This window comes from Streptomonospora sediminis, from assembly GCF_054778995.1.
The window spans coordinates 1-23,089 of sequence record NZ_BAAGYZ010000123.1 but is presented as its reverse complement, the minus strand read 5'-3'; the positions used below and the strand labels follow the sequence as shown (position 1 = coordinate 23,089).

15 protein-coding genes are annotated in these 23,089 nt (G+C 72.4%); 4 read left to right on the top strand and 11 right to left on the bottom strand.

Translation table 11 applies throughout. From position 1 onward, the window contains the following. Nucleotides 1-122: 122 nt before the first annotated feature. From ACYVD5_RS24100 to ACYVD5_RS24090, 3 genes are all read left to right on the top strand, one after another. The gene (locus ACYVD5_RS24100; protein WP_461003420.1) at nucleotides 123-1,676 is read left to right on the top strand and encodes an alpha/beta hydrolase; all 1,554 of its coding nucleotides are present in this window, start codon (nucleotides 123-125) and stop codon (nucleotides 1,674-1,676) included. A 235-nt stretch (nucleotides 1,677-1,911) separates the two neighbouring features. Continuing rightward, the gene (locus tag ACYVD5_RS24095) at nucleotides 1,912-2,754 is read left to right on the top strand and encodes a GNAT family N-acetyltransferase (protein ID WP_461003419.1); all 843 of its coding nucleotides are present in this window, start codon (nucleotides 1,912-1,914) and stop codon (nucleotides 2,752-2,754) included. A 161-nt stretch (nucleotides 2,755-2,915) separates the two neighbouring features. Continuing rightward, nucleotides 2,916-4,112 carry an acetate/propionate family kinase gene (locus ACYVD5_RS24090; protein WP_461003418.1) on the top strand — a complete coding sequence of 399 codons (1,197 nt, stop codon included), beginning with the start codon at nucleotides 2,916-2,918 and terminating at the stop codon, nucleotides 4,110-4,112. 54 nt (nucleotides 4,113-4,166) lie between these two features. On the opposite strand, the gene ACYVD5_RS24085 is transcribed toward ACYVD5_RS24090, so the two are convergent. The 5 genes from ACYVD5_RS24085 to ACYVD5_RS24065 all read right to left on the bottom strand — a co-directional run bounded on the left by ACYVD5_RS24085 (nucleotide 4,167) and on the right by ACYVD5_RS24065 (nucleotide 11,005). Then, complete coding sequence (locus tag ACYVD5_RS24085) at nucleotides 4,167-5,912, bottom strand: ABC transporter ATP-binding protein (protein WP_461003417.1); 1,746 nt, start codon at nucleotides 5,910-5,912, stop codon at nucleotides 4,167-4,169. After that, nucleotides 5,912-6,820, bottom strand: coding sequence for an ABC transporter permease (locus tag ACYVD5_RS24080; RefSeq protein ID WP_461003416.1), 909 nt, complete (start codon nucleotides 6,818-6,820; stop codon nucleotides 5,912-5,914). The genes ACYVD5_RS24085 and ACYVD5_RS24080 overlap by 1 nt, the downstream gene beginning before the upstream one ends. Next, nucleotides 6,817-7,767: an ABC transporter permease gene (locus ACYVD5_RS24075; protein ID WP_461003415.1), complete on the bottom strand. Its 951-nt coding sequence runs from the start codon at nucleotides 7,765-7,767 to the stop codon at nucleotides 6,817-6,819. The genes ACYVD5_RS24080 and ACYVD5_RS24075 overlap by 4 nt, the downstream gene beginning before the upstream one ends. A gap of 79 nt (nucleotides 7,768-7,846) precedes the next feature. Then, entirely contained in the window at nucleotides 7,847-9,427 is a 1,581-nt protein-coding gene (locus tag ACYVD5_RS24070; protein ID WP_461003414.1) for an ABC transporter substrate-binding protein, read from the bottom strand. A gap of 609 nt (nucleotides 9,428-10,036) precedes the next feature. After that, nucleotides 10,037-11,005, bottom strand: a complete 969-nt coding sequence (locus ACYVD5_RS24065) for an ATP-binding protein (RefSeq protein ID WP_461003413.1) — start codon at nucleotides 11,003-11,005, stop codon at nucleotides 10,037-10,039. Between the two features lie 456 nt (nucleotides 11,006-11,461). Between ACYVD5_RS24065 and ACYVD5_RS24060 the strand changes: the two genes are divergently transcribed. After that, nucleotides 11,462-12,139 carry an ATP-binding protein gene (locus tag ACYVD5_RS24060; RefSeq protein WP_461003412.1) on the top strand — a complete coding sequence of 226 codons (678 nt, stop codon included), beginning with the start codon at nucleotides 11,462-11,464 and terminating at the stop codon, nucleotides 12,137-12,139. A gap of 39 nt (nucleotides 12,140-12,178) precedes the next feature. Here ACYVD5_RS24060 and ACYVD5_RS24055 read toward each other — a convergent pair whose 3' ends face one another. The 6 genes from ACYVD5_RS24055 to ACYVD5_RS24030 form a co-directional block, all read right to left on the bottom strand. Beyond that, nucleotides 12,179-13,030 carry an AMP-binding protein gene (locus ACYVD5_RS24055; protein WP_461003411.1) on the bottom strand — a complete coding sequence of 284 codons (852 nt, stop codon included), beginning with the start codon at nucleotides 13,028-13,030 and terminating at the stop codon, nucleotides 12,179-12,181. Between the two features lie 414 nt (nucleotides 13,031-13,444). Beyond that, complete coding sequence (locus tag ACYVD5_RS24050; protein WP_461003410.1) at nucleotides 13,445-16,027, bottom strand: tetratricopeptide repeat protein; 2,583 nt, start codon at nucleotides 16,025-16,027, stop codon at nucleotides 13,445-13,447. Nucleotides 16,028-16,277: 250 nt separating this feature from the next. Then, nucleotides 16,278-18,737, bottom strand: coding sequence for an ATP-binding protein (locus ACYVD5_RS24045; protein WP_461003409.1), 2,460 nt, complete (start codon nucleotides 18,735-18,737; stop codon nucleotides 16,278-16,280). Between the two features lie 215 nt (nucleotides 18,738-18,952). Further along, nucleotides 18,953-20,278, bottom strand: a complete 1,326-nt coding sequence (gene hisS / locus ACYVD5_RS24040; RefSeq protein ID WP_461003408.1) for a histidine--tRNA ligase — start codon at nucleotides 20,276-20,278, stop codon at nucleotides 18,953-18,955. 121 nt (nucleotides 20,279-20,399) lie between these two features. Beyond that, on the bottom strand, nucleotides 20,400-21,845 hold the full coding sequence (locus tag ACYVD5_RS24035; protein ID WP_461003407.1) for a YlbE family protein: 1,446 nt from the start codon (nucleotides 21,843-21,845) through the stop codon (nucleotides 20,400-20,402). Continuing rightward, nucleotides 21,842-23,089 (bottom strand): FdrA family protein (locus tag ACYVD5_RS24030; protein ID WP_461003406.1); only part of this gene is annotated, 1,248 nt, incomplete at its 5' end. The genes ACYVD5_RS24035 and ACYVD5_RS24030, both read right to left, overlap by 4 nt.

Sequence of the window (23,089 nt, the reverse complement as noted above, 5' to 3'; positions counted from 1 at the left end):
AGAATGCAGGCGTTGCCGAGGAGTAGGGGAGGGCGGGGCGCGTGGCTGGATCCCGGTCAGGCCGTGTTGGACGGGCCGCTGCAGCGGGGGCGGCGGTACTTGCGACCGCGGCGGTGGCGGTGGTGCCCATCCCCGCCGGAGCCGCCGCAGAGCCCGAGCCCCTGGAATGGGGGCCCTGCAGCGGGCTGGAAGCGGCCGAAGGCGCCCCGATGCGGTGCGCGCGGCTGGAGGTGCCCCTTGACCGCTCATCCGGCGCAGAGGCGGGCGGCGGCACCGTCGAGCTGGCGCTGTCGCGCGTGGCCGCCCGCGAGGACCGCAGGGGCACACTGGTGGTCAACCCCGGCGGGCCGGGCAGCCCGGGCCGCGGCTGGGCCTCGCGCACGGCCGCCGAACTGCCCGCCGACCTGCGCGACCACTTCGACGTGGTGGGTTTCGACCCCCGCGGCACCGGAGCGAGCAGCCCCGCCATCTCGTGCGATCCCGCCCATTTCACGGCGCCGCGGCCCGACACCGTCCCCGGCTCCGACGCCGACTCCGCTGCCGGCATCCGGCGCGCCGCCGACTACGCCGCCTCGTGCGCCGAACCGGCCGGCGAACTGCTGGAGCATATGACCACGATCGACTCCGCCGCCGACCTCGACGCCATCCGCACGGCCTTGGGCACCGAGCGCATCGACTACCTCGGCTACTCCTACGGCAGCCTGCTGGGCGCGGTCTATGCCACCCGCTACCCCGACCGCGTGCGCCGCCTGGTGCTGGACAGCGTGATCCACCCCGGCCGGCCCTGGTACCAGAGCAACCTCCGCCAATCCCGCTCCCTCGACAGGGCCGCGCAGAACTTCTTCGGCTGGATCGCCCGCCACGACGACACCTTCCACCTGGGTGCGGCACGCGAGGATGTGTCCGCGGCCTACTACGCGGCCCGCGGGAAGCTCGCCGACGCACCGGCCGAGGGCAAGGTCGGCCCCACCGAGCTGGAGAGCGCCTACCTGCCCGCCGCCTACAGCAGCAGGGCCTGGCCCGAGCTGGCCCGGGCGCTGGCCGACTACTCCAACGGCGGCGACACCGCCGGCCTGGTCGAGGTGCACGGCAAGTACGGCGAAAGCGCCGAGTCCGACGCCGCCTACGGCGCCTACCTCGCCACCCAGTGCACCGATTCCCGCTGGCCGGGCGACACCGACCGGTGGCTGGCCGACGGCGACCGGGTGCACGCCGAGGCGCCGTTCCACGCGTGGAACAACATCTGGTACAACATGCCGTGCGCTTTCTGGCCCGCCGAGAGCCGCAGCTGGTTCCCCGTCGGCGATGGCGGTGCCACCGGCGCCCTGCTGCTGCAGGCAGCCGAAGACGGTCCCACCCCGTTGGAGGGCGCCTTCGCCATGCGCGAGCGGTTCCCCGGCTCCCGGCTTGTCGTGGCGGAGGACGGGCTCTCCCACGGCCTCGCGCTGAACGGCAACGCCTGCGCCGACGACGCCCTGGCCGCCTACCTGCGTGACGGCACCCTGCCCGAGCCGAGCGGCGACCCCGACCGGGCCGATGCCACCTGCCCCGGTTCGCCGCCGCCCGACCCCGAACCGGCCGAACAGTCCGACGCGGCGCCCGAACCGCACGCCGGGCAGGAAACCGGCTCCGGCACACGCGGTGCGCAGGCGGCGCCGCGTCCGGCCCTCGGCTGAAGGCTGGGGCGGCGCCCGGCCGCGGCTCCGCGACCGGGCGGCCGCCCCCCGCTGCGGGCCCGCGGCGCGCCGCGCCCGCAGGGGAGCGGAAAACCGGGCCCCGCTCGGGGTCGATTAGTCTGGGAAGCGAGGAACATGACTGTTCACGGCGCGGACCCGACCCACACGAGACCGCCACCACCCGGCGGCCCTGCGCGCACGGCGGGACCGCCCGCTACCGGACGGGGTGATGCGGGTGCTGCGGACCACATCGGTGCGCGTGCTCGACGAACGCGACCATGATCCCGTGCACGCCCTGCTCGACACCGATCCCGTCGGCAACGTCTTCGTCAGCGCGCGGCTGCGCAGCACAGGTATCGACACCGGGCGCCTCGGCGCCGAACTGTGGGGCTTCATCGAGCGCGGCCGCATAACCGCGCTGTGCTACTCCGGCGCCAACCTGGTCCCGGTCAACGCCGGCCCCGAAGCCGTCCGCCAGTTCGCCGAACACGCCCGCTGGCAGGGTCGGCGCTGCTCGTCCATTGTCGGGCCGGTCGATACGGTCGCCGACCTGTGGGCCCGCCTCAGCCCCGCGTGGGGCCCGGCCCGCGCCATCCGCCAATGCCAGCCGGTCATGGACATCGCCCAGCAGCCCCAGGCCGCCCCCGACCCGCAGGTGCGCCGGGTGCGCCCCAGTGAGATCGGCATCCTGCTGCCGGCGTGCGTGGCCATGTTCACCGAAGAGGTCGGCATTCCGCCCGACTCCGGCGACGGCGGTTCGCTGTACCGCGCCCGCATCGAGGAGCTGGTGCGCACCGGGCGCGCCTTCGCCCGCATCGAGGACGGCCGGGTGGTGTTCAAGGCCGAGATCGGCGCGGTCACCCGGCACGCCTGCCAGGTGCAGGGCGTGTGGGTCCACCCCGAGCTGCGTGGCCGCGGCCACTCGGTGGCGGGCATGGCCGCGGTCGTGCGCTACGCCCTCGCCGAGATCGCGCCCCGCGTGACCCTCTACGTCAACGACTTCAACAGCCCGGCCCGCGCCGCCTACCGCAGGGTGGGCTTCCGCGAGGTCTCAGCGGTGCGCTCCGTGCTGTTCTGAGCCGGCCCGGACCACCCCCGGCCGGCCGTGCGGCGGGGCTGGGGCGATCGGACCGGCCGGGCCCGTTGATCGGGCCGCTCGATCGGGTCTTAGCCGGTCCGGCCCGGGTAGCGGCCGAAGCCGGCCACGAACTCTCCCGCGGCACAGCAGGAGGCAGCCCCATGAGCCACGTCCTCGTCATCAACAGCGGGTCGTCCTCGGTCAAGTACCGGCTGCTGGACATGGCCGACCGCCGCCCGCGCGCCCGCGGTTCGGTCGACCGCATCGGTGAGGACGGCGGCCGGCTCACCCACAGCACCGGCGGCGCGCCGCACACCCGCCCCGGGCCGTTCCCCGACCACGAGTCCGCCCTGAAAGCGGTGCTGGCGGCCTTTGCCGACGCAGGCCCCGACCTGGCCCATGCCGAACCGGCCGCGGTGGGCCACCGGGTCGTGCACGGGGGAGCGCGGTTCCGGCGCCCCGTCGTGGTCGACGACGAGGTCGCCGCCGCCATCGCCGAACTCGGCCCGCTCGCCCCGCTGCACAACCCCGCCAACTTGGAGGGAGTCCAGGTGGCCCGCAGGGTGCTGCCCGACCTGGCGCACGTCGCCGTGTTCGACACCGCGTTCCACCACACCCTGCCCGAGGCCGCCTACACCTACGCCGTGCCCGAGTCCTGGCGCGGCGAGTACGGGGTGCGCCGCTACGGGTTCCACGGCACCTCGTGTGCCTACGTGTCGCGGCGGGCGGCCGCCTATCTGGGCACCGACCCCGCCCGCACCAACATGATCGTGCTGCACCTGGGCAATGGAGCCAGCGCCACCGCCGTGGCGGGCGGGCGCAGCGCCGACACTTCCATGGGCATGACCCCGCTGGAAGGGCTGGTTATGGGCACCCGCAGCGGCGACATCGACCCCGCGCTGCCCGGCTTCCTGGAACGCAGCGCAGGGCTGGGGCCCGGCGAGGTCGGCGCCGCGCTGAACCACGAGAGCGGGCTGCGCGCGTTGTCCGGCGCCAACGACATGCGCGAGGTGTGGCGCCGCTCCGACGCCGGCGACCACGGCGCACAGCTCGCCCTGGAGGTCTACAGCCACCGGCTGCGCAAGTACATCGGCGCCTACCTGGCGGTGCTGGGCCGCTGCGACGCCCTGGTGTTCACCGCCGGAGTCGGCGAGAACGACGCCCGCATGCGCGAACGGGCACTGGCCGGCCTGGACAACCTGGGCCTGGCGGTGGACCCCCGGCGCAACGCGGCCGAGCGGACCGGCGAGCGGGCGGTATCGCCCGAGGGGGCGGCCATCCCGGTGCTGGTGATCCCCACCGATGAGGAACTGGAGATCGCCGACCGGACACTGGAACTGGTCGGGGGCCGCGGCTGATCCTGCCGCGGCCCCCGTAACTCCACCGTTGTGGTGTTCTCCTGTTTCCGCCGCTCAGTCGCGCGGCGCGGGCGCGGGGCCGGCCGGTGCGGGATCCAGCGGCCCGTCGCCGAACGACAGCTCGAAGTCGGGCGTATCGGCGATCAGCGCCTGGGTGTAGGGGTGCGTCGGAGCCGACATCACCGTTCCCACGTCGCCGTACTCGACGATCTCGCCCTGGTTCAGGATCGCCACCCGCTGGGCGATGTTGGAGACCAGCGCGATGTTGTGCGTGACGAACAGCAGTGCCATACCGTCGCGCTGCAGGTTGCGCAGCAGTTCAACGATCTCGGCCTGCACCGACACGTCCAGCGCCGAGGTGATCTCGTCGCAGATCAGCAGGTCGGGCGTTGTGGCCACCGCCCGCGCGATGGAGACGCGCTGGCGCTCGCCGCCGCTGAGCTGGTCGGGGTAGCGGTTGCCGTAGGCCGCCGGCAGCGCCGCCCGCTCCAGGGCCGTGCCCACCACCGCGTCGGGGTCGGCGGGCTTGCCCACCAGGTGCTTGTAGGGCTCCAAAATGAGGTCGCGCACCCGTTTGCGCGGGTTCAGTGCCTCATAGGGGTTCTGGAACACGTACTGCACCCGGCGGCGCTGTTCGGCGCTGCGCCGGTAGCTGCTGGTGGCCAGTTGGTCGCCGTCGAAAGCCACGTCGCCGGTGAACTCGTGGTGCAGACCCACCAGGGAGCGCGACAGCGTGGTCTTGCCCGAGCCCGACTCGCCCAGCAGCGCGACGCACTGGCCGCGCTCGATGTCGACATCGATGCCCTGCAGCACCGTGGCCGAGCCGTAGCCGGCGCGCAGCCCGCGCACCCGCAGCAGCGGGTCGGCGGATTCGGCGTCCTGCGCGGGGTGGCCCTCGGTCTTGAGCAGCGGAACCGCCCGCAGCAGCTGGACGGTGTAGGAGTGGCTCGGATTGGCCAGCACCTCGGCGGCCGGGCCGTGCTCGACGATGTCGCCCTGGTACATCACGGCGAGGTTGTCGGCGAGGTCGGCGACAACCGCCATGTCGTGGCTGATGTAGACGCCGGCGGTGCCGTACTCGCGGGTCATCCGCCGGATCGTCTGCAGCACGTGCGCCTGGGTGGTGACGTCCAGCCCGGTGGTGGGCTCGTCCAGCACGATCAGGTCGGGGTGGCCGATGAACGCCATCGCGATGGCCACCCGCTGCTGCTGCCCACCGGAGAGCTGGTGGGGGTAGCGGCGCAGGAACCGGTCGTCGTCCGGCAGGGCGACCTCGCGCAGCACCTCGCGCACCCGGGCGTCGGGGTCGGCGGCGTTCGCGGATTTCGCGGCCGCGTTCGCCTCGCCCGTGGCGGTCTCCGAGTCGGCCGCTGCCGATGTGCCCGCCTGCTCACCGCCCGTTGCGTCCTGCAGCGCCTCGCGCAGCTGGGTGCCCAGCCGCAGCGCCGGGTTGAGCGCAGAGGCCGGGGACTGCGGGATGTAGGCGACCGCGCGCCCGCGCATCCGGCGCACCTGCGCGTCGCTGCGGCCCAGCAGCGGCTCGCCCGACAGCGAAACCGAGCCGGCGGTGACCTCGGTGGCGCGCTTGCAGTGGGCGAGCAGCGCCAGGCCCAGCGTTGTCTTGCCCGAGCCGGACTCGCCGACCAGGCCGAGGATGTCGCCGCGCCGCACGTTCAGGCTGATGTCGGTGATGATCTCGACATCGGAGGGCCGGCCGATGACCGTGAGCCCCTCGACCTGGAGCGCGGTCTGTTCCTCGCCCCCGGTGGCGCCGGGTTGGGCGGTGTCCTGGATCGTCATTACTTCTCCACCCCTCGGTCGATGCCGATCGACGCTCGGGAGAGCCCGTCGGTGATGAGGTTGGCCCCGATGGTCAGCAGTGCCACCGCGGCGACCGGCAGGACCACGGACCAGGGCTGGACCGTGACCGCGATCCGGTTCTCGTTGATCATCAGGCCCCAGTCGGCCGTGGGCGGCTGCAGGCCCATGCCCAGGAAGCTCAGCGTGGCGATCAGGCCGACCGAGTAGGTGATCCGCAGGCCCAGCTCGACCAGCAGCGGGCTGGTGATGTTGGGCAGGATCTCGGCGGACATGATGCGCCAGCGGGGGACGCCGATGGCCTCGGCTGATTTGACGAAGTCCTGCTCGACCACCTTCAGCGTGGCCTCGCGGGCCACCCGCGCCACCCGGAAGGCGTGCGAGGCCCCGATCAGCACGACGATCAGCCACACCTTGGGGCCGATGATCGACATGACCAGCAGCGCCAGCACGAGTTGCGGGAACGCCAGCGCCATGTCGTTGATGCGCATGATGACCTCGTCCAGCCATCCGCGCTGGTATCCGGCGATGATCCCCAGCACGGCTCCGGCGACGACGCCGCCCAGCGCGGCCGAGACCGCGATGGAGATCAGCGTGTAGCCGCCGTTCAAGAACCGGCTGAGCACGTCGCGGCCGAGGCCGTCGGTGCCGAAGACGGTGCCGTCCACGGCGGCCCGGTTGGGGATGCCGACGAGCTCGGTGGGCGAGTAAGGGCTCACGAACGGCCCTACTACGGCGATCAGCACGATCAGGCCCACCAGGGTCACGCCGATCTTGGTGCGCCCGTGCCGCAGCGCCGAGCGGAACAGCCCTTGGCGGCGCGGTGCGGGAGCGGCCGCGGGAGCGGCGGCTCCGGGTGCGCCGGGGGCGGTAGCGGTTGCTGAACTCATCGGGCGGACACCCTCACCTTCGGGTTGGCTGCCAGGCCCACGACGTCGGCCAGCAGGTTGACCACGATGTACACGGCGGCGATCAGCAGTGTGACCGCCTGGATGACCGGGATGTCGCGGGTGCTGATGGCATCCATCAGGGCCAGGCCGATGCCGGGGAAGGCGAACAGGAACTCGACGGCGACGACGCCGCCGGCCAGCCAGCCGAGTTGGACGGCGATCACCTGGGCGACCGGGCCGATGGCGTTGGGCGCGGCATGGCGCCAGATCACCACCCGCTCGGGCAGCCCTTTGAGCCGGGCCTGCTGGACGTATTCGCTTTCCAGCACCTCGATCATCGAGGCGCGCATCATCCGGATGATGGGCGGGCTCACCGCGATGGCCAGGGTCAGTACAGGCAGGATGAGCTGCACCGGATCGTCCAGGACCGCGCTGGCGGTGCCGGCGAAGACAGGTGGCAGCAGGTGCAGCCACCCCGTGGACAGGCCGAGGATCAGCAGGATGCCCACGGCGAACTCCGGCAGCGAGGCCAGCACCAGCGACACCATGGAGGTGGCGTGGTCGGCGGCGCGGTCGCGGCGGATGGCGCTGAAGGCGCCGAGCAGGACCGCGATCGGGGTGGCGATGAGCGCGGACAGGCCCAGCAGCGCGAAGCTGCCGGTGACGCGCGGAGCCAAGTACTCGGCCACCGGGCGGGCGTTGGCGAAGGAGTCGCCCAGGTCGAACGTGACCACTCCGCCGATCCACTTGCCGTACTGCACGGCCAGCGGGTCGTTGAGGTTGAGCTGGTCGCGCAGGACGGCGACGCGTTCGGCGGTGGCGTCGCGGCCCAGAATGGCGCGGGCGGCGTCGCCGGGCAGGGCCTGGGTCGCCAGGAAGACCACGAGCGAGACAACGAAGAGTGTCAGCAGCCCGTAGCCGAGGCGGTACAGGATCAGACGTGACATGTGTGACGACCTTTGCGATACATCGGTCAGCGGGGATCGAATGCGCGGCGCCGTCGCCGCGCGGGGAGCGCGGGGGCCGTCACTCCTCGATGCGGACGCGGTAGAAGCCGTAGGAGGTGAGCGGGTGGCCGGTGGCGGAAGGTTCGAGGCCCTTCACCTTGCGGTGGAAACCGTCGAGGGTGTTGACGAAGCCCCACACGATGTAGCCGCCGCGCTCGTGCTCGATCTCCATGGCCTGGCGGATGAGCTCGTTGCGTTCGCCGTCGTCGATGGTGGCGCGGGCCTTGTTCACCAGCTCGACCCACTCCGGGTCGTCCCAGTGGGTCTCGTTGAACTTCGCGTTGGGCATGGAGCCTTGGGCGGCCTGGGAGAGGTAGTTGCGGGTGCTCCAGAAGTCCTGGGCGAAGGTCCACTTCAGGTAGTTCTCGCCGTAGTACTCGGTGGAGTTGGTCTGGTTGAGCTGCACGGTCACCCCGGCGGCGCGGGCCTGCTCCTTGAACACCTGCGCGGCGGCCTCGGCACCGGCGCTGATGGGGCCGGTGATCAGGGTGACCTCCAGGCCGTCGCCGTGCCCGGCTTCGGCCAGCAGCCGCTTGGCCTCATCGATGTCGCGTTCGCGCTGGTCGGGCAGCTTGTCCTCGTCGTAGGCGGGGTCGAAGCGGGCGTACATGTCATTGCCGACACTGCCGTAGCCGGCCAGCGCCTGGTTCACCATCTGCTCGCGGTCGACGATCAGCCGGAACGCCTGGCGTACCCGTTTGTCGTCGAAGGGCGGCTTGTCGACGCGCATGGTGAAAGGCACCCACATCCCCGTCTCGGACTCCAGGGTCTCGATGTTGGGGTTGGCCTTGACGACCTCGATCTGGCTGGGCGGCAGCTGGCTGATCGCGTCGACCTGGCCGCCGAGCAGGGCGTTGACCCGGGCGGTCTCGTCGGGGAAGTTGACGATCTCCAGCTCTTCGATCCCGGCGGCGCCCAGCCAGAACCCGGGGAACTTGCTGAAGAGGCTGCGCTGGCCGGGGGTGAACTCGGCGAACTTGAACGGTCCGGCGCCGACCGGGTGTTCGGGGTCGTAGCCCTCGGGGACGATGCCCATCGAGTACTCCGCCAGCAGGTCCAGCAGCATGACGTAGGGCTCGCTGAACGGGATCTCGACGGTGCGGTCGTCGATCCGCTCCAGATCGTCGCGCTTCATCGTCGAGAGCTGCTCGGCGTTGACCGCCAGCGTGTCCGGGTCGGTGATCCGGCGCATCGTGTGGATCACCGAGTCGGCGGTGATGGGCGAGCCGTCGTGGAACGTCAGGCCCTTCTTCAGCTTCACCGTCCACACGGTGGCGTCGTCATTGGGCTCCACGGACTCGGCCAGCGCCATCTTGATGGAGTAGTCGGTCTCGAAGTAGCACAGGCTGGCGTACAGGTTGTGGCAGCGGGCGATGTCGGTGTTGTCGGTGGGGGTGTGCGCGTCCAGGGTGTCCTGGGCGGAGCCTCCCGCGACTCCCACACGCAGCCGCCCGCTCCCGGCCTCGCTGGAACCACCGCCGCACGCCGCAAGGGCGGGGACGACGACGGCACCGGCGGCGCCGGCCTTCAGGACAGTGCGGCGGGTGGGCGGAGACGCGGTTCCGGTTCCCGGATGGTCGCTGTCGGCTGTAGGCGGCACGGGTCCTCAATTCGGTTGGGGATCGAACGCGGCGCAGACCCGCCGGCCGGACCGCGGAAGCGAGGACCGGTGGCGGTGGAAGCGCCGGTCGGCGCAGGCGGGGGTGGAAAGCGCCGACCGTTCGATAGTTGTCACCGTGATCACGCACGTCAACCTGTGTACAACCGACCACACAGCGTGCCTTCGGTGCTCTTGGGGGCACTCCTTTCAAATGACTACCCGCAGTGACAATTTCCCGTTTCACCTGGGGATTTGCGATAATCGCAAGACCCGCCGCACGTGCCAAGGCGCGGGCGGCCCAAGCGTGCTTCACTGCCCGGATCCTGTCAGTTCGCGGCGTTGCTTCGTGATTGAAATGATGCAGGCGGGTAGTCGAATCTTGTTGTTTGTTGGACGAAATGAGTGTTTTGTCCGTTTTTTGGGACGTGCTCGGTTATCCGGTCGCCGATTCAGTCGTGCCCGGATACGCGCTCCCGGGAGCGGCCGGCCGGCACCGGATGCCCGATCCCGGGCAGCGGCGCCGGCCGGAGCCGGCCGAAACGGCCAGTGCTGCCTGGCTGTGCGGAGCCGGCGAGCCGGATAAGCCGACCGGGCCGGCCAAGCCGGCCATCAGACCCGCTGCGCCTGCAGTGCCTCGGGTCCCATCACGAACTCCGGGTCGATCTGGGCCTGCAGGTCGGCCCCTGTGGCGGCGTTGGCCCAGGCGCGGGCGTTGCGCTCGTGGAACTCCGCGCTCTGCCGGGTGAACCGCGCCCAGTCCTTGGCGGTGGCGTCGACGCTGTCGCGCATCCAGGCCAGCGTCTTGGTGTTGTCGTCCTCCAGTTCGGAGAGGTCGGGGTGGCGGCCTTTCTCCATTGCCCGCACGAACGGGGAGAAAGCGAAGCACGCCGCCAGCGACGAGCCCACGTGCTCGCGCAGGAACTCCACGTCGCCCTCGTCCTGCACCTTGTTGCCGATGACGCGGATCTCCACGTCGTGGTCGCGGGCGTACTCGGCGTACTGGCGGTAGACGCCCACGCCCCGCAGTGTGGGTTCGGCCACCAGGAAGGTGACGTCGAACCGGGTGAACATGCCCGACGCAAAGGAGTCGGCTCCGGCGGTCATGTCGACGACCGCGTACTCGCCGGGACCGTCGACCAGGTGGTTGAGGTACATCTCGGCGGCGCCGACCTTGGAGTGGTAGCAGGACACACCCAGGTCGTTCTCGCTGAACGGGCCGGTCACCATGAGGGTGGCGCCCGAGGCGCGGTGGCCGAAGCGGCGGTGGACCGGGTTGTCGGCCGACATATCGAGCAGCCGCGAACCCCGCCCGGGCGGCGTGGTCTTGACCATGGCATCGGTCGAGGCGATGCGCGGGTTGCTGCCGCGCAGGATCTCCTTGATCTCGGTGAGGTTCGTGCCCAGTGGCGGAATCTGCGCGAGGTCGCCGGGTCCGAGTCCGAGGGCGGCGCCCAGGTTCTGGTTGATGTCGGCGTCGATGGCGACGACGGTGGCTCCGGTGGCGGCCAGGTAGCGGGTGAACAGCGCCGACAGTGTGGTCTTGCCGCTGCCGCCCTTGCCGGCGAATGCGATTTTCACAGAAGGCCTCTTTCGGTTGCCCGTTTGGTTGCAGATCCGGAGTCCGCGGGATGCGGGGCATCCATCGGCGAACGCAGCGAATGCGGCGAATGCGGCGCATGCCGGGATTCGCGGTCGCGGCCCGCGACCTATGGAAACGATTATCGTTATTGTAGAGGCTTCTTGTCAGGTAATTCACCCGATCGTGTCCTGGTGGCCCGGTCCGGGCGCGGCGGGTGCGGCAGCGCCCGCTCAACCCGTGCACACCTCAGCTGCGCCTACCATGAAGGTGCAGGTCACTGGGTCTCTGCGGCCGTGTTCGGCCTCTCCTTGGAAAAATCCGGGCCGAGACATGGCCGTGTTTTGCGGGGTATGCGGGAGCCGGGAAGCCCGGATGTGCTGTCCTGGTGGAGGTGTGCCGTTGTCTAGGGTGAGGCCGTCGGCTGTCGCCCGGTGGTGATGGGGAGTGAGACGGGAATGAGTGATTCGCAGCGACTCCGCGAACACGCCGCTGCTGACACGGTCGCCCCCGGGCTCGGCTACGCCGCCGTCGGCGAGCAGGACGTGCCAGAGGGGCCGGAGGGACCGCAAGAGCCGGAGGGTTCGGACGGTGCGGAGGAAGCCGCAGGCGGGATCGAGGCGGCGGCGCTGGAGACCGGCGAGCACGCCGGGACCGCCACCGACCACACCGTGTGGAGTTGCGTCGGCAACCTCACCGCGGTGCGCTCGATCCGGGCGCGCGTGCGGGAGTTCTTGGAGCGCGCCAAGCCGCCGCAGAGCGTGCTGGACGACGCCGAACTCGCCTCCAGCGAGCTCGCCACCAACGCGCTGCTGCATTCGCGCTCGGGCCAGACCGGCGGGGTGATGACCCTGTTCATCCGGTCCGGCCCCGACCGGGTGCGGGTCGCAGTCGCCGACCAGGGCGAACGGCACCAGCCGGCTACGGCGGGGGGTTCCGCCGAACCGCCGGGCTCCGCCGATCCGGCCCGCGACGACAACGACGACTACGGGCGCGGCAAGCTCATCATCGAAAGCTGCACCACCCGCAGCGGCGAGTACTGGACCGACACCACCCACGTCGCCTGGTTCGAGATCGATACGGGCGCCGGTGCCGACACGGCTCCAGGCGCTGATACCGGAGCCGACACGCCTTAGCGGCCCGGCCGCCCGGCGGAATCGGGCGGTGCGGGGGTTTCAGCCCGCCGTGTGGCCCGCGCCGACCCGCTGGGGTGCGGGCGAGCTGCGCACGGTTGCGCCGTGGGTCTGCAGCACCGTGGCGACCGCGTGTTCGTCGCGGGCGGGGGTGCTGACCACCGAAGCCCCGGCCCACAGCGCGGCGGCGCCCAGCACGGCCCGCTCGGCCTCGGCGCATCCGGCGTCCAGGACGACCGTGTCGCCGGGGGTGAGCGCCAGTGTGTCGCTGAGGGTGCGGAACCGGCGCAGCAGTTCGTGGTGGCCGTGCAGGTTGCTGCGGATGCCCGTGGCGCCCGCGGCGCAGTCGAGGATCCCGTTGTCGAACAGGCCGCGTGCGGGGTCGTAACCGCTGCCGTCCGGGCTGGGCTGCAGCAACTCGCCGAACGGAGTGGTCTCGGGCGCTTCGCCGAACGCCACCACTTGGCGCACCCGCGAGCGGTCGGCGAGTTCGCGGGCGATCCCCGCGAGCGGCGCGGTCACCAGGATCATCCGGGCGTCCACCGCGGTGAGGATCTCGGTGATGGTCTCAAGGTCGGAGTCGAGATCCAGGGGCATGGCCAGCCCGCCCATGGCCATCACGGTGTAGACGGCGGTCAACCGGTCGGTGCTGACCGGGGCCAGGATGCCGACGATGTCGTCGGGACACATGCCGCGCCGGCCGAGCCCGGCTGCGGCCCGTTCGACGGTGGCGGCGAAGGCCGTGCCCTCGACCGCGCAGCCTGCGGCGTCGGCCACCTCCGGCCGGGCGGCGCTGCGGCGCAGCCGCGCGAGCAGTCCGCCGGTGAGCGACCCGACCGGTGCGGCGCCGCCGCGGAAGGGCGGTCGGTCGTCGTCGGATCCCTCGGCCCGCATGCGTCCCCCATCTTGGCGTGATCGCGAGCCGGGCTCGTCACGCCCCCTCCACGTGGCGAGCCCGGCATCCCCGTGCGGAGGGTGTCTTGGGCGCCTCCCCTCAAACGCGCCCAAGACCCCGCACGGGTTTCCAGCGATGCCCCGGAAACCCGCGGCCGATGCCCGCTCCAACGCCCCGGCGCGGGGGCGGGGCCGGGCCACTAGCGGCGTGGGCCTCCACGGCTTCCCGGAGGGGTCTCCGGGAAAACTGAGCCGCATCCGTACCCCTGCCTAGCGGGGCGGGTGAACGGGCGCGATCCCATGTCTGAGACTCTAGCCTTTTACTGGTCTTTTGCACATGCATAAACGTGTGCACCTGCATATGTAGTTTCTTGGCTGCGGTATGTAGATCCGTGTCCGGCCGAGTACACAGGGTCAGGGTGCGGCGTGCCGATTCATCCAGGCGGCGATCTGGTCCCGGGAATTGAAACCCAGTTTGCGGTTGATGTTGGCGACGTGGCGGGCCGCGGTCGCAGGTGCGATGTACAGCCGCTCGGATATGGCGCGGTTGCTGTGGCCGGCGCCGACAAGCTCGGCGACCTCGCGTTCCCGCGGGGTCAGCTCCTTGCGCGGCCCTTCGGCGGGGCGGGCCGGTGCCGGACGCGGGCGGGCCACGCGCCCGGATTCGGCCACCTGCGCGGCGAACTCCACCGCCTCCTCCACCGTCAGGCGGCTGCCCGCCTGGAACCATGCCCGGTCCTCGGCCGAGCCGTTCCAGCCGTCGGCGCCGGTGGCCTGGGGGAACCGGGACACGCCGCTGCCCCAGCCGCTGGCCTGGGCCAGCGCGGCCGCGGCGCCCGCGCAGCGCGCGGCGGGTTCGCGCCGGCCCTGCCGCTCAGCCACACTCGCGATCGAGGCCAGCGCTTCGGCCAGCCCCGCGTGCTGTCCGTTGGAGTGGCTGAGCTGCAGGGATTCGCCCAGGTAGTCATAGGCCTGGGCGGTCGAGCCGAGCTGCTGGGCGATCCGCCCCACCCCGGCCAGGCAGGCCGCCAGCTCCGGGCTCGCGCCCACGCTGCGCTGGATGTCCATCGCCTCGCGGTAGCAGCGGTCGGCGGTCTGCGGATCCCCGTTGGCCTCGGCGACCGCGCCGTGCGCCATCAGGGTGGAGCCGACGCCCCAGCGGTGGTCCATGCCGCGCATGATCATCAGCGCGGTGTTGAACCGCATGTCGGCCTCTGCGAACGCCCCGCTGAAGGCCGCCATCGAACCCTGCACGTTGAGCGCGACGGCCTCGTTCCACAGGTCGCCCGAGGCGCGCGCGAGCTCCAGCACCTCGGCGATGCGCTCGCGCGCCGATTCGTCGCGGCCCTGCAGACTGTCGAGCAGGGCCAGGATATTCTGGGCCAGGCACACGGTCTCCCAGTCGCCGGCCGCCCGGCACATCCCCGCTCCGACGCGCGCCATCTCGGCGGTCTCTGCAAAGCGCTTGCGGGGCCAAGCCAGCTCGGCGTACTGCACCATGACCCGGCCGCGCAGCGCCGCAATGCTCCGCGTTCGGCCGCTGAGCACCGAGGCCGCGGAGCCGCCGGTCTCGCCGGTCCCGACCGCTTCCCCCAACAAGCCTTCGGCGGTCGCGGCGGCCGGCGGGTCCGCGGTGTCCCCGCTACCCGACGCCGCCTCTTGGGCCAGCGCCAGGAAGGCGGCCGCCCAGTCGCAGCCCTCGGCAAAGTGGTAGCCGGTGAACCAGAACGGCCGCATCCCGGCGCAGATCCGCAGGCCGTCGCGGACATTGCCGCGCTGGGCCGACCAGTGCAGCGCCGCGCGGATGTTGTCGCACTCGGAGTCGGCCCGGTCCCAGTAGGCGAACCGCTCCGCCCAGGGCATCGGCCGCCCCGACTGGGCAGCGGCACCGAGGTCCTCGGCGACGGCGATCATCCGGGCGGTGTGCCGGGCGCGAATCCGCTCGCCCTCGCCGGACTCGGCCAGCCGCGCGCGGGCGTGGCGGCGCACGGGATCGAGCAGCCGGTAGCGGACCCGGTTCTGGTGCTCGCCGGTCAGCGTGATCAGCGAGCGGTCGAGCAGCCCGGAGAGCAGGTCGAGCACCTCGGCCTCGACCAGCGGATCCTCGGCGCACACCTGCTCGGCCAGCTCCAGGCACCAGTTCGGAAAGACCGACAGGCGGCGCAGCAGCACGCGCTCGGTGTCGCCGAGCATCGAGTGGCTCCAGCCCACCACGGCGTCCAGCACGCGGGCGCGCGAGGAACCGTTGCCGGCGGGCACGGGAGCGGCCTCCAGCGCCGCGGCCACACCCGCGTCGATGCCCGCCGAATCGACGTGCCCGGCCCAGGCGGCGGCGAGCTCTATGGCCAGCGGGATGCCCTCCAAGCGGTGGCAGAGCCGGTTCACGGCCGCCAGGTCGCCGGGTCCCTGCGCGTAGCCGGGGGCGGCGGTGCGCGCCCGGTCCAGAAAGAGCCGTACCGCACCGTCATCCTCGGATTCGGCGCACGGTACGGGCGGCGGCACGGGCAGCGGCGGCACCCGCCAGACGGTCTCGCCGTCGATGCGCAGCGGCTCGCGCCCGGTCAGCAGCAGCGAAACCGAGGGGCAGCTGGACGCCAGCGCCGCGCTGATCTCGGCGACATGGCCGGGAACGCCGTCGTAGCCGTCGAGCACCAGCAGCAGCGCGCGCCCGCTGAGCGCGTCGCACAGCGTGGCCACCGGGTCGCGCCGGGCTTCCTCGGTAATGCCCAGGGCACCGCTGATCCGTGCCGCGACCTCGGCGCGGGTGGAGAGGTCGGCCAGCGCCGCCAGCCACACGCCGTCGGCGAAGGACGCGCTGGCCTGGGCGGCCAGTCGCAGCGCCAACCGGGTTTTGCCGACACCGTCGGCACCGGTGAGGGTGATGGTGCGGTCGGACTCCAGCAGCCTGAGCAGGTCGCTCAGATCGCGGTCGCGGCCGACGAGGCTGTCGGATTCAACGGGGAGATTCTGCCGCGCGGGCGCGGTCGGAAGTGCCATGGCCTTCACGCGAGTAGGCGGATCGGGGCCGCGCTCACCTTGCCTGGGGGTGGGCGGTTCGGGAGTCGGGGTCCGTGGTGGTGCGTGCCTTGCCTGGAGCTCTGCCTAGGCTCTGTCATATTAGGTGCGCTCACCGTATGCAAGCGGTGGCGGGCAATCCCGGGCTGCGGCACCCGCCGCCGCGGACCCCGGCTCCGGGGCGGGTCCGTGCGGCTCCGCGCGGATCGCAGGTCCGCACGCAGGCCGCGGATCAGGTTTCCAGACCGTGTTCGTTGACCCAAGCGGCTAGCTGGGTGCGCGAGGTGACCAGCAGTTTGCGGAAGATGTTGGCGACATGGCGGGCAACCGTGGCCTGGCTGATGGTCAGATGGTCGGCGATCTGCCGGTTGGACATTTCGGCGGCGACCAGCACCGCGATTTCCCGTTCCCTGCGGGTGAGCAGCGAGGGCAGGGGGCGGCGCGCCTCAGGGAAGGAAACGGCCTGTTCGACCACCTGGTCCATCTGCAGCGTGCGCCAGGCCCGCCACGCCTTTTCGGCGGCCTCGGCGGGCACCAGTTTTTCGACCTGCCGGTAGAGGGCGTGCGCGCGCGGCGAGGGCTGGTGCAGCGCGGAGTACAGCCGGGCGGCCACGCCCGCCAGCGACGCCGCGCGTTCGGGCTGTTCCTCGGCGATGGCCAACTCGGCCAGTGCCTCCAGCGCCCGCGCGACGGCGCTGCGCCGTCCAGAGGCGGCGCTGACGCGCAGTGTCCCGGAGAACAGGCGCCGGGCGGCGGAGACGTCGCCGCGGGCCAGTTCCAGATAGCCCATCGACGCCGAGCAGCGCGAGGTTTCGGGCGCGGTGCCCATCTCGGCGAATATCCGCAGCGCGCGGTCGAGCAGGCGGGCAGCGGCGTCGAGTTCGCCGCGGCCGGTCGCCAGCGCGCCCAGCCCGTTGAGGCAGCGCGCTACGCACCAGCGGTCGTCCAGCTCCTCGGCCACCATGATGCTGCGTTTGAGGTAGGACTCCGCTGCGGCGGGGTTGCCCCACCTGCCCGCCAACCGGGCGAGCGTGCCCAGCGCGGAGGCCGCGGTGAAGTGGTCGGGCACCCGGTCGGCGGCCGCCAGCGCGAGGTGGGCGTTGTCGCTGCAGGTGTCGTCATCGCCCAGGCGCAGGGCGGCGGCGGCGAGGACGCTCAGCGCGATGGCCTCGGCCTGGGTGTCGTCGCAGGAACGCGCGGTGTCCAGGGCGGTGCCGGCGATGGAGGCCGCGGTGGTGGCGCCTTCGACGTCCAGGCACAGCTCGGCGTGTACGGCCAGCGCGCGGGCGCGCACCCGCGGCGGCTGGGTTTCGGGCGACAGCCACAGCAGCTGGCGCAGCGATCGGCTGCCCTCCGTGAACAGGCCGCGGGCGAACCAGTAGGGCCGCAGTGCCACGCACAGCCGCAGCCCGTGCTCGGCGCGCCCGTTGCGCTGGGCCCAGTTGAGCAGGCGGGCGGTGTTCTCGCGGTGGTGGTCCAGCACCCGCAGGCGGCTCAGGCGCCGCTGCCAGGGCAGCGGCCGGATGATCGCCGCGGCGATGGCCTCCATCGCATCGACGGCCTCGCTGAGGCAGCGCTGCCAGGTTTCGGTCTCCTCGCCGGCCGCGGCCAGGCGTTCGGTGGCGTAGGCGCGCACCGTGTTGGGCAGGCGGTAGTAGGCGGTGCCGTCCAACTCGGTGTCCAGCACGATCAGCGACTTGTCCTGCAGGCAGGCCAGCAGTTCCAGCACCTCGCCGGGGGCGACCCCGCCATGGGCGCAGACCCGTTCGGCCTGCTCCAGGTTCCAGGTGTTGAACACGGTCAGCCGGCGCAGCAGGATCTGCGCGGGCGCGCTGAGCAGTTCGTGGCTCCACTCCAAAACCGCCCGCAGGGTGCGCTGGCGGGCCGGGAGTTCGTTGCCGACCGCCACCAGCAGCCGGAACCGGTCGTCCAACCGGCCGAGGATCTGCTGCACCGACAGCACCCGCACCCGCGCGGCGGCGAGTTCGATCGCCAGCGGCACGCCGTCGAGCATGCGGCAGATTTCGGCGATCTCGGCGGCGTTCTCGGTGGTCATCGCGAAGCCGGGGCGGGCCTGGCCGGCGCGGGCGGTGAACAGCCGGACCGCCTCGAACCGCTGGATGTATTCGGGGGCGGCCGCTGCGGGGCCGGCTGTGTCGTTGCCGTTGCCGTTCTCTTTGTCCTTGCCGGTGCGCGGGTGCGGAGGAAGCGAGAGCGGCGGCACGCGCCAGACTGTCTCGCCGGGCACGCGCAGCGGCTGGCGGCTGGTGGCGAGGATGTGCACGTCCGGGCAGGAGGCCAGCAGTTCCCGGCACAGGTCGGCCAGCGGGGCGATGGCGCGTTCGCAGGTGTCCAACAGGACCAGGGTGCACTGGTTGCGCAGGGCGGTGACGATGGCGTCCAGCGGCGGTTTCTCGCTATTCTCCAGCACCCGCAGCGAGCGTGCGACGGCGCGGACGACCTGGTCGGGCGAGGCGGCCTCGCTCAGGTCGACGAACTTGGTGCCGTCGGCGAAGCGCTGCGCCGCGACCTCGCTGACGCGCACGGCTATGCGGGTCTTGCCCATCCCGCCGGTTCCGGTGAGCGTAACCAGCCGGCTGCTGCCGACGATGCGGGAAAGGTCCGTGATGTCGCGTTCGCGGCCGATGAGGTCGCCGGCTGCAGGGGATGAGAGTGGGCGCGGGGTGGTCATGGCCTCGTTCACTAGGCGGCCGCGGAGGCGTGGCCGCACCGGGGCGCGCGGGGAGGCTCCGGCGCTGGCGTCAGCCCGTTCTGCAGTCTTGCACGCGGCCCGGCGGTTGTCTCGGAAATGGCCGGTTCCGGCACTGCGGCGGCGGGCCGGGCGGGAAACCCGGAAAATAGCGCCTTCAGCCGGGCACCCGCGGTGCTCGGCCGAAGGCGCTCGGGTCAGGGACGCCAGGCGGCGGGGTCGGCGGTGGTCTGCTCGCCGCTGCTGAGATCCTTGACCTCGTGGTCCTTGCCGTCCTCGAACGGCGGGAACCAGACGTAGGGAATGCCCTTGCGCGAGGCGTACTGGATCTGCTTGCCGATCTTGGCGGCCTGGTGGAACACCTCGGTGTTGACCCCGCGTTCGCGCAGCAGCGCACCCGTGCGCAGCGCCTCGCTGCGGCGTTCAGCGGACGGCACCGCCACCAGTACCTCGGTGGGGCAGGAGCGCCCCGGCGCGATGCGGCCCTCGGCCACCAGCTTGGCGAAGATGCGGGTCAGCCCGATCGAGATGCCGACACCGGGCAGGCTGCGCCGGATGAACTGGCCGGCCAGGTCCTCGTAGCGGCCGCCCGCGCAGATGCTGCCGTAGCCGGGATCGTCGTCGAAGGCGGCCTCGTAGACGGTGCCGGTGTAGTAGTCGAGCCCGCGCGCCACGGACAGATCGGCCACCACACTGCCCGCGGGCAGGTCGGCCAGCGAGTCGAGCACGAACGCGAGCTCCTCCAGGCCCTCTTCCAGCAGTGCCGACTGCACACCGAGCCGCTTGACCTCGGTGGCCACCGAGGCGTCGGCGCCCTTGACCGCGGCCAGCTCCAGGCAGGCCGACGCCTGCTCGGCGCTCAGCCCGACCTGCTCCTGCAGGATCGCGCGCACACCCTCGGCGCCGATCTTGTGCAGCTTGTCGACGGCGCGGATCACCGCGACCGGGTCGCCGATGCCCAGCCCCTCGTAGAAGCCCTGCAGCACCTTGCGGTTGTTGACGCTGATGGTCCAGGCGGGCAGGTCGAGCCCGCTGAGGACCTCGTGCACGATGCGCGGGAGTTCGGCGTCGAAGTGCAGCGGCACCTGGTCGACGTTGATGACGTCGATGTCGCACTGGGTGAACTCGCGGAAGCGGCCCTCTTGGGGACGCTCGCCGCGCCAGACGCGCTGCATCTGGTAGCGCTTGAACGGGAACGTCAGCTCGTTGAAGTGCTGGGCGACATAGCGTGCGAACGGCACGGTCAGGTCGAAGTGCAGGCCCAGGCGGGCATCGGAGGAATCACCGGCTGCGCCGGGGTCGTCCTGCAGCCGGTGCAGCGTGTAGACCTCCTGCGAGGTCTCGCCCTTGGCCATCAGCACATCGAGGCTCTCGACCGAAGGGGTTTCGACCGAGGCGAAACCGTAGCGCTCGAACCCGGTGCGGATATGGTCCAGCCAGGCCTGCTCCACGGACCGAATCTCCGGCGACCACTCGGGGAAGCCGCTGATGGGTGTCGGGCGGAGGACGCGCTGATCGGACATGGGTTCGGATGGCTCCTTGCGGCCGGTAACGGAACAGCTCAATGGTAGGCCCCCGCGGCCGGCTCGGCGGAACGGCGAGCGGCCCCGGGATCCCCCCGCCGGGCTCTCCGCCGGCCGCGGCCTACCCGGCGGCCGGCAGTTCGGGCGCGTCCCGGGCCAGCGCGGACAGGGCCGCGGCGAAGCACTCGGCGGGCGGGGTGACCAGGCCCGCACCGACCTGGCCGGTGCCCGGCACGCGCCCGGCCATGCCGGTGTTGATCTGCGGCAGGATCCCGGTGCGCACCACGCGGGTGACGTCGATACCGGTGGGTGTGCCGCGGAAGTCCAGGACCGGCAGTTGGAACGCCGGGTTCTCCGCCAGGGTGATCTCGTACATACTGCGCGAGGTGCGCAGCGCGAACCCGGCGTCGCCGCCGACGAAACGCACGATCGCGGGGGCGGCCGCCATCGCGAACCCGCCGATTCCGCAGGTCTCGGTGATGGTGGAATCGCCGATGTCGGGGTTGGCGTCCGCGGCCCCGAAGGAGCCCAGGAACAGGCCCTCGGGTGTCGGCGCGGGCGCGGTGAACCACCGGTCGCCGCAGCCGGCCACGCGGATACCGAACTCGGTGCCGTTGCGCGCCATCGCCACGACCATGGTCGAACCGGGGATGCCGCGCGCCGCGTCCATCATGAGCTTGGCGGCGGGCATGGCCAGGTTCAGGAAGAAGTGGTCGTTGCCGCCGATGAACTCGGCCGCCGCGGCGGTGTCGCCGGCGGGCGCGCCACCGGCAAGCAGGTCGGGCAGCAGCGCGCGCAGCAGCATCAGGGTGCCCGAGCGGTTGCGGTTGTGGCCCTCGTCGCCCATCTGCAGCATCTGCGCCAGGACCGCGCCGATGTCCAGCGGGCCGTGGTGGCGCACCGCATCGCGCAGCAGCGGCCCCAGCACCCGCGACATCCAGCGCAGCCGTTCGATGACATCGGGGCCGTAGGCGCCGTAGCGCAGCACCGCGCCCAACCCTTCGTTGAGCGAGCACCAGGCCCGGCGGCCGGTGCCGGCGTCGGCCAGTTCGAACACCCACATCGACGGGCTGACCACGCCGGCCATGGGGCCGACCGCGCCGCGGTGGTGGCAGGGCTGCAGAGAGGCGGCGCCGCGGCGCAGCGCCTGCTCGGCCGCCTCGGGGGTGTCGGCGAGCCCTTCGAAGACCATCGCGCCCATCAGCGCGCCGCGCAGCGGACCGGCGGCGCGGTCCCAGTCCACCGGCGGCCCGGCGTGCAGGAATTCGCCGGGTGCCAGACCCAGTGCCGCGCCGGCCGGGCGCACGTCCACCAGTTGGGGGCGCACCTCCAGCACCCGGCGCACGGCTTCGGCGTTGGCGGCCCGGCGGCGCGGGTCGGCCAGCACGCGCACCAGGTCTGCAGCTTGCCCACCGGGGTCCGCGCCGCGGTTGTGCGCCGGTGCCGGCGGCGGCCGGAAGTCCGTGTCGGTGACCGGGACGGCCTGTGCGGCCAGCGCCTCCGACAGCAGTTTCGCGCCGGCGGCCACTACAACGGGGTCGTCGGTGAGGAGCCGGGAGCCGCTCATCGGCCGTCCTCCTTTCCGGTCGGGAGCGGACCGGGGCCGGGGCCGGGAGAGGATCCCGGTCCGGTCCCGGCCGCCAGGGCCGCGGCGCGGCGTGCGGCGGCGGAATTGGAGCGGTAGACCTCGGCGCCCGCGCTGCGCAGCAGCTCCGCCTGCTCGGCCAGGCCCTGCACGTCGGCGCGGGCGCCGCACAGCGACACCGCAACGTGCGGCCGCTGCGGGCCGGCCGCCGCCAAGGCCGCGGCCAGGTCCCCGGCCGGGTCGGGGTGGGCGCCGTGCCCCAGTACGACGTCGACCAGTACCGCGGCCGTGCCGGGGGCGGCGAGTTCGGCGGCGAAGCGCGCGGTGCGGGCAGCGGGGTCGATCATCGGGTGGGGGCGGTCGAGGGTGAAGGCGTCGTCGCCGAAGTCGATCACCAGGTGCCCGCCGGTGCCGGGCCGCGCAGGGCCGCCGCCGGTGTTGGCGGCCACCGGGCCCAGGGTGCGCGCCGCCACGGCGGCGGCCTCGGCGGCGAGCGTGCCGCCGCAGAACAGGCCGCGCAGCGCGCCGGTGCGCGGTGGCGGCGGGCTGTCGGGCAGCCAGTACGGCCACTGCGGGCTGCCCAGCCCCAGCGCCGCGGCGGCCTCGGCGACGGTTGCGGAGATGTCGGAGCCGCCGGTGCCCGCGAGCGCCGTGTGCACCGGGGTGGCCAACCCGTCCGCCAGGGCGCGCACCTGCGCTGCGACCTGCGGCGCACCCGGTTTCGCGACCAGGACGATGCGTTCGGTCCCGGGGTCGGCATCGAGCAGCCGCAGCGCCCGGCGGGTGGAGGTGCCGCCGACCGCGGCCGACAGGTCGCGCCCGCCCACGCCCAGGCAGTGGCTGACACCGGTCCCGGCGGCGTCCAGCAAGCACATGACCTGCTGCGCTCCGGTTCCCGACGCGGCGACCACGCCCACCGGCCCAGCAGGCACGCTGTTGGCGAAGCCGAACCCGGCGCCGCCCACGACCGCGGTGCCGCAGTCGGGGCCCATGACCAGCAGGTCCAGTTCCTCGGCGGTGCGTTTGAGCGCCGCCTCCTGCTCGACGGGCACGTTGTCGCTGAAGACCAGCACGTCCAGCCCGGCCTCCAGCGCGTCGAACGCCTCGGCGGCGGCGTAGCGGCCCGGTACCGACACCAGCGCCACAGTCGGCGGGCCGCCCTCGGCCGCAGCGCGCCGGGCGGCGGTGCGCAGGGTGCGCGGGGCGGGGTCGGCCGCGCCCCCGGC

Coding starts and splice junctions, on each gene's coding strand:
- ACYVD5_RS24035 (WP_461003407.1), bottom strand. CDS start 21,845: ATGAGCGGCTCCCGGCTCCTCACCGACGACCCCGTTGTAGTGGCCGCC.
- ACYVD5_RS24060 (WP_461003412.1), top strand. CDS start 11,462: ATGAGTGATTCGCAGCGACTCCGCGAACACGCCGCTGCTGACACGGTC.
- ACYVD5_RS24050 (WP_461003410.1), bottom strand. CDS start 16,027: ATGGCACTTCCGACCGCGCCCGCGCGGCAGAATCTCCCCGTTGAATCC.
- ACYVD5_RS24045 (WP_461003409.1), bottom strand. CDS start 18,737: ATGACCACCCCGCGCCCACTCTCATCCCCTGCAGCCGGCGACCTCATC.
- ACYVD5_RS24090 (WP_461003418.1), top strand. CDS start 2,916: ATGAGCCACGTCCTCGTCATCAACAGCGGGTCGTCCTCGGTCAAGTAC.
- ACYVD5_RS24075 (WP_461003415.1), bottom strand. CDS start 7,767: ATGTCACGTCTGATCCTGTACCGCCTCGGCTACGGGCTGCTGACACTC.
- hisS (WP_461003408.1), bottom strand. CDS start 20,278: ATGTCCGATCAGCGCGTCCTCCGCCCGACACCCATCAGCGGCTTCCCC.
- ACYVD5_RS24085 (WP_461003417.1), bottom strand. CDS start 5,912: ATGACGATCCAGGACACCGCCCAACCCGGCGCCACCGGGGGCGAGGAA.
- ACYVD5_RS24080 (WP_461003416.1), bottom strand. CDS start 6,820: ATGAGTTCAGCAACCGCTACCGCCCCCGGCGCACCCGGAGCCGCCGCT.
- ACYVD5_RS24055 (WP_461003411.1), bottom strand. CDS start 13,030: ATGCGGGCCGAGGGATCCGACGACGACCGACCGCCCTTCCGCGGCGGC.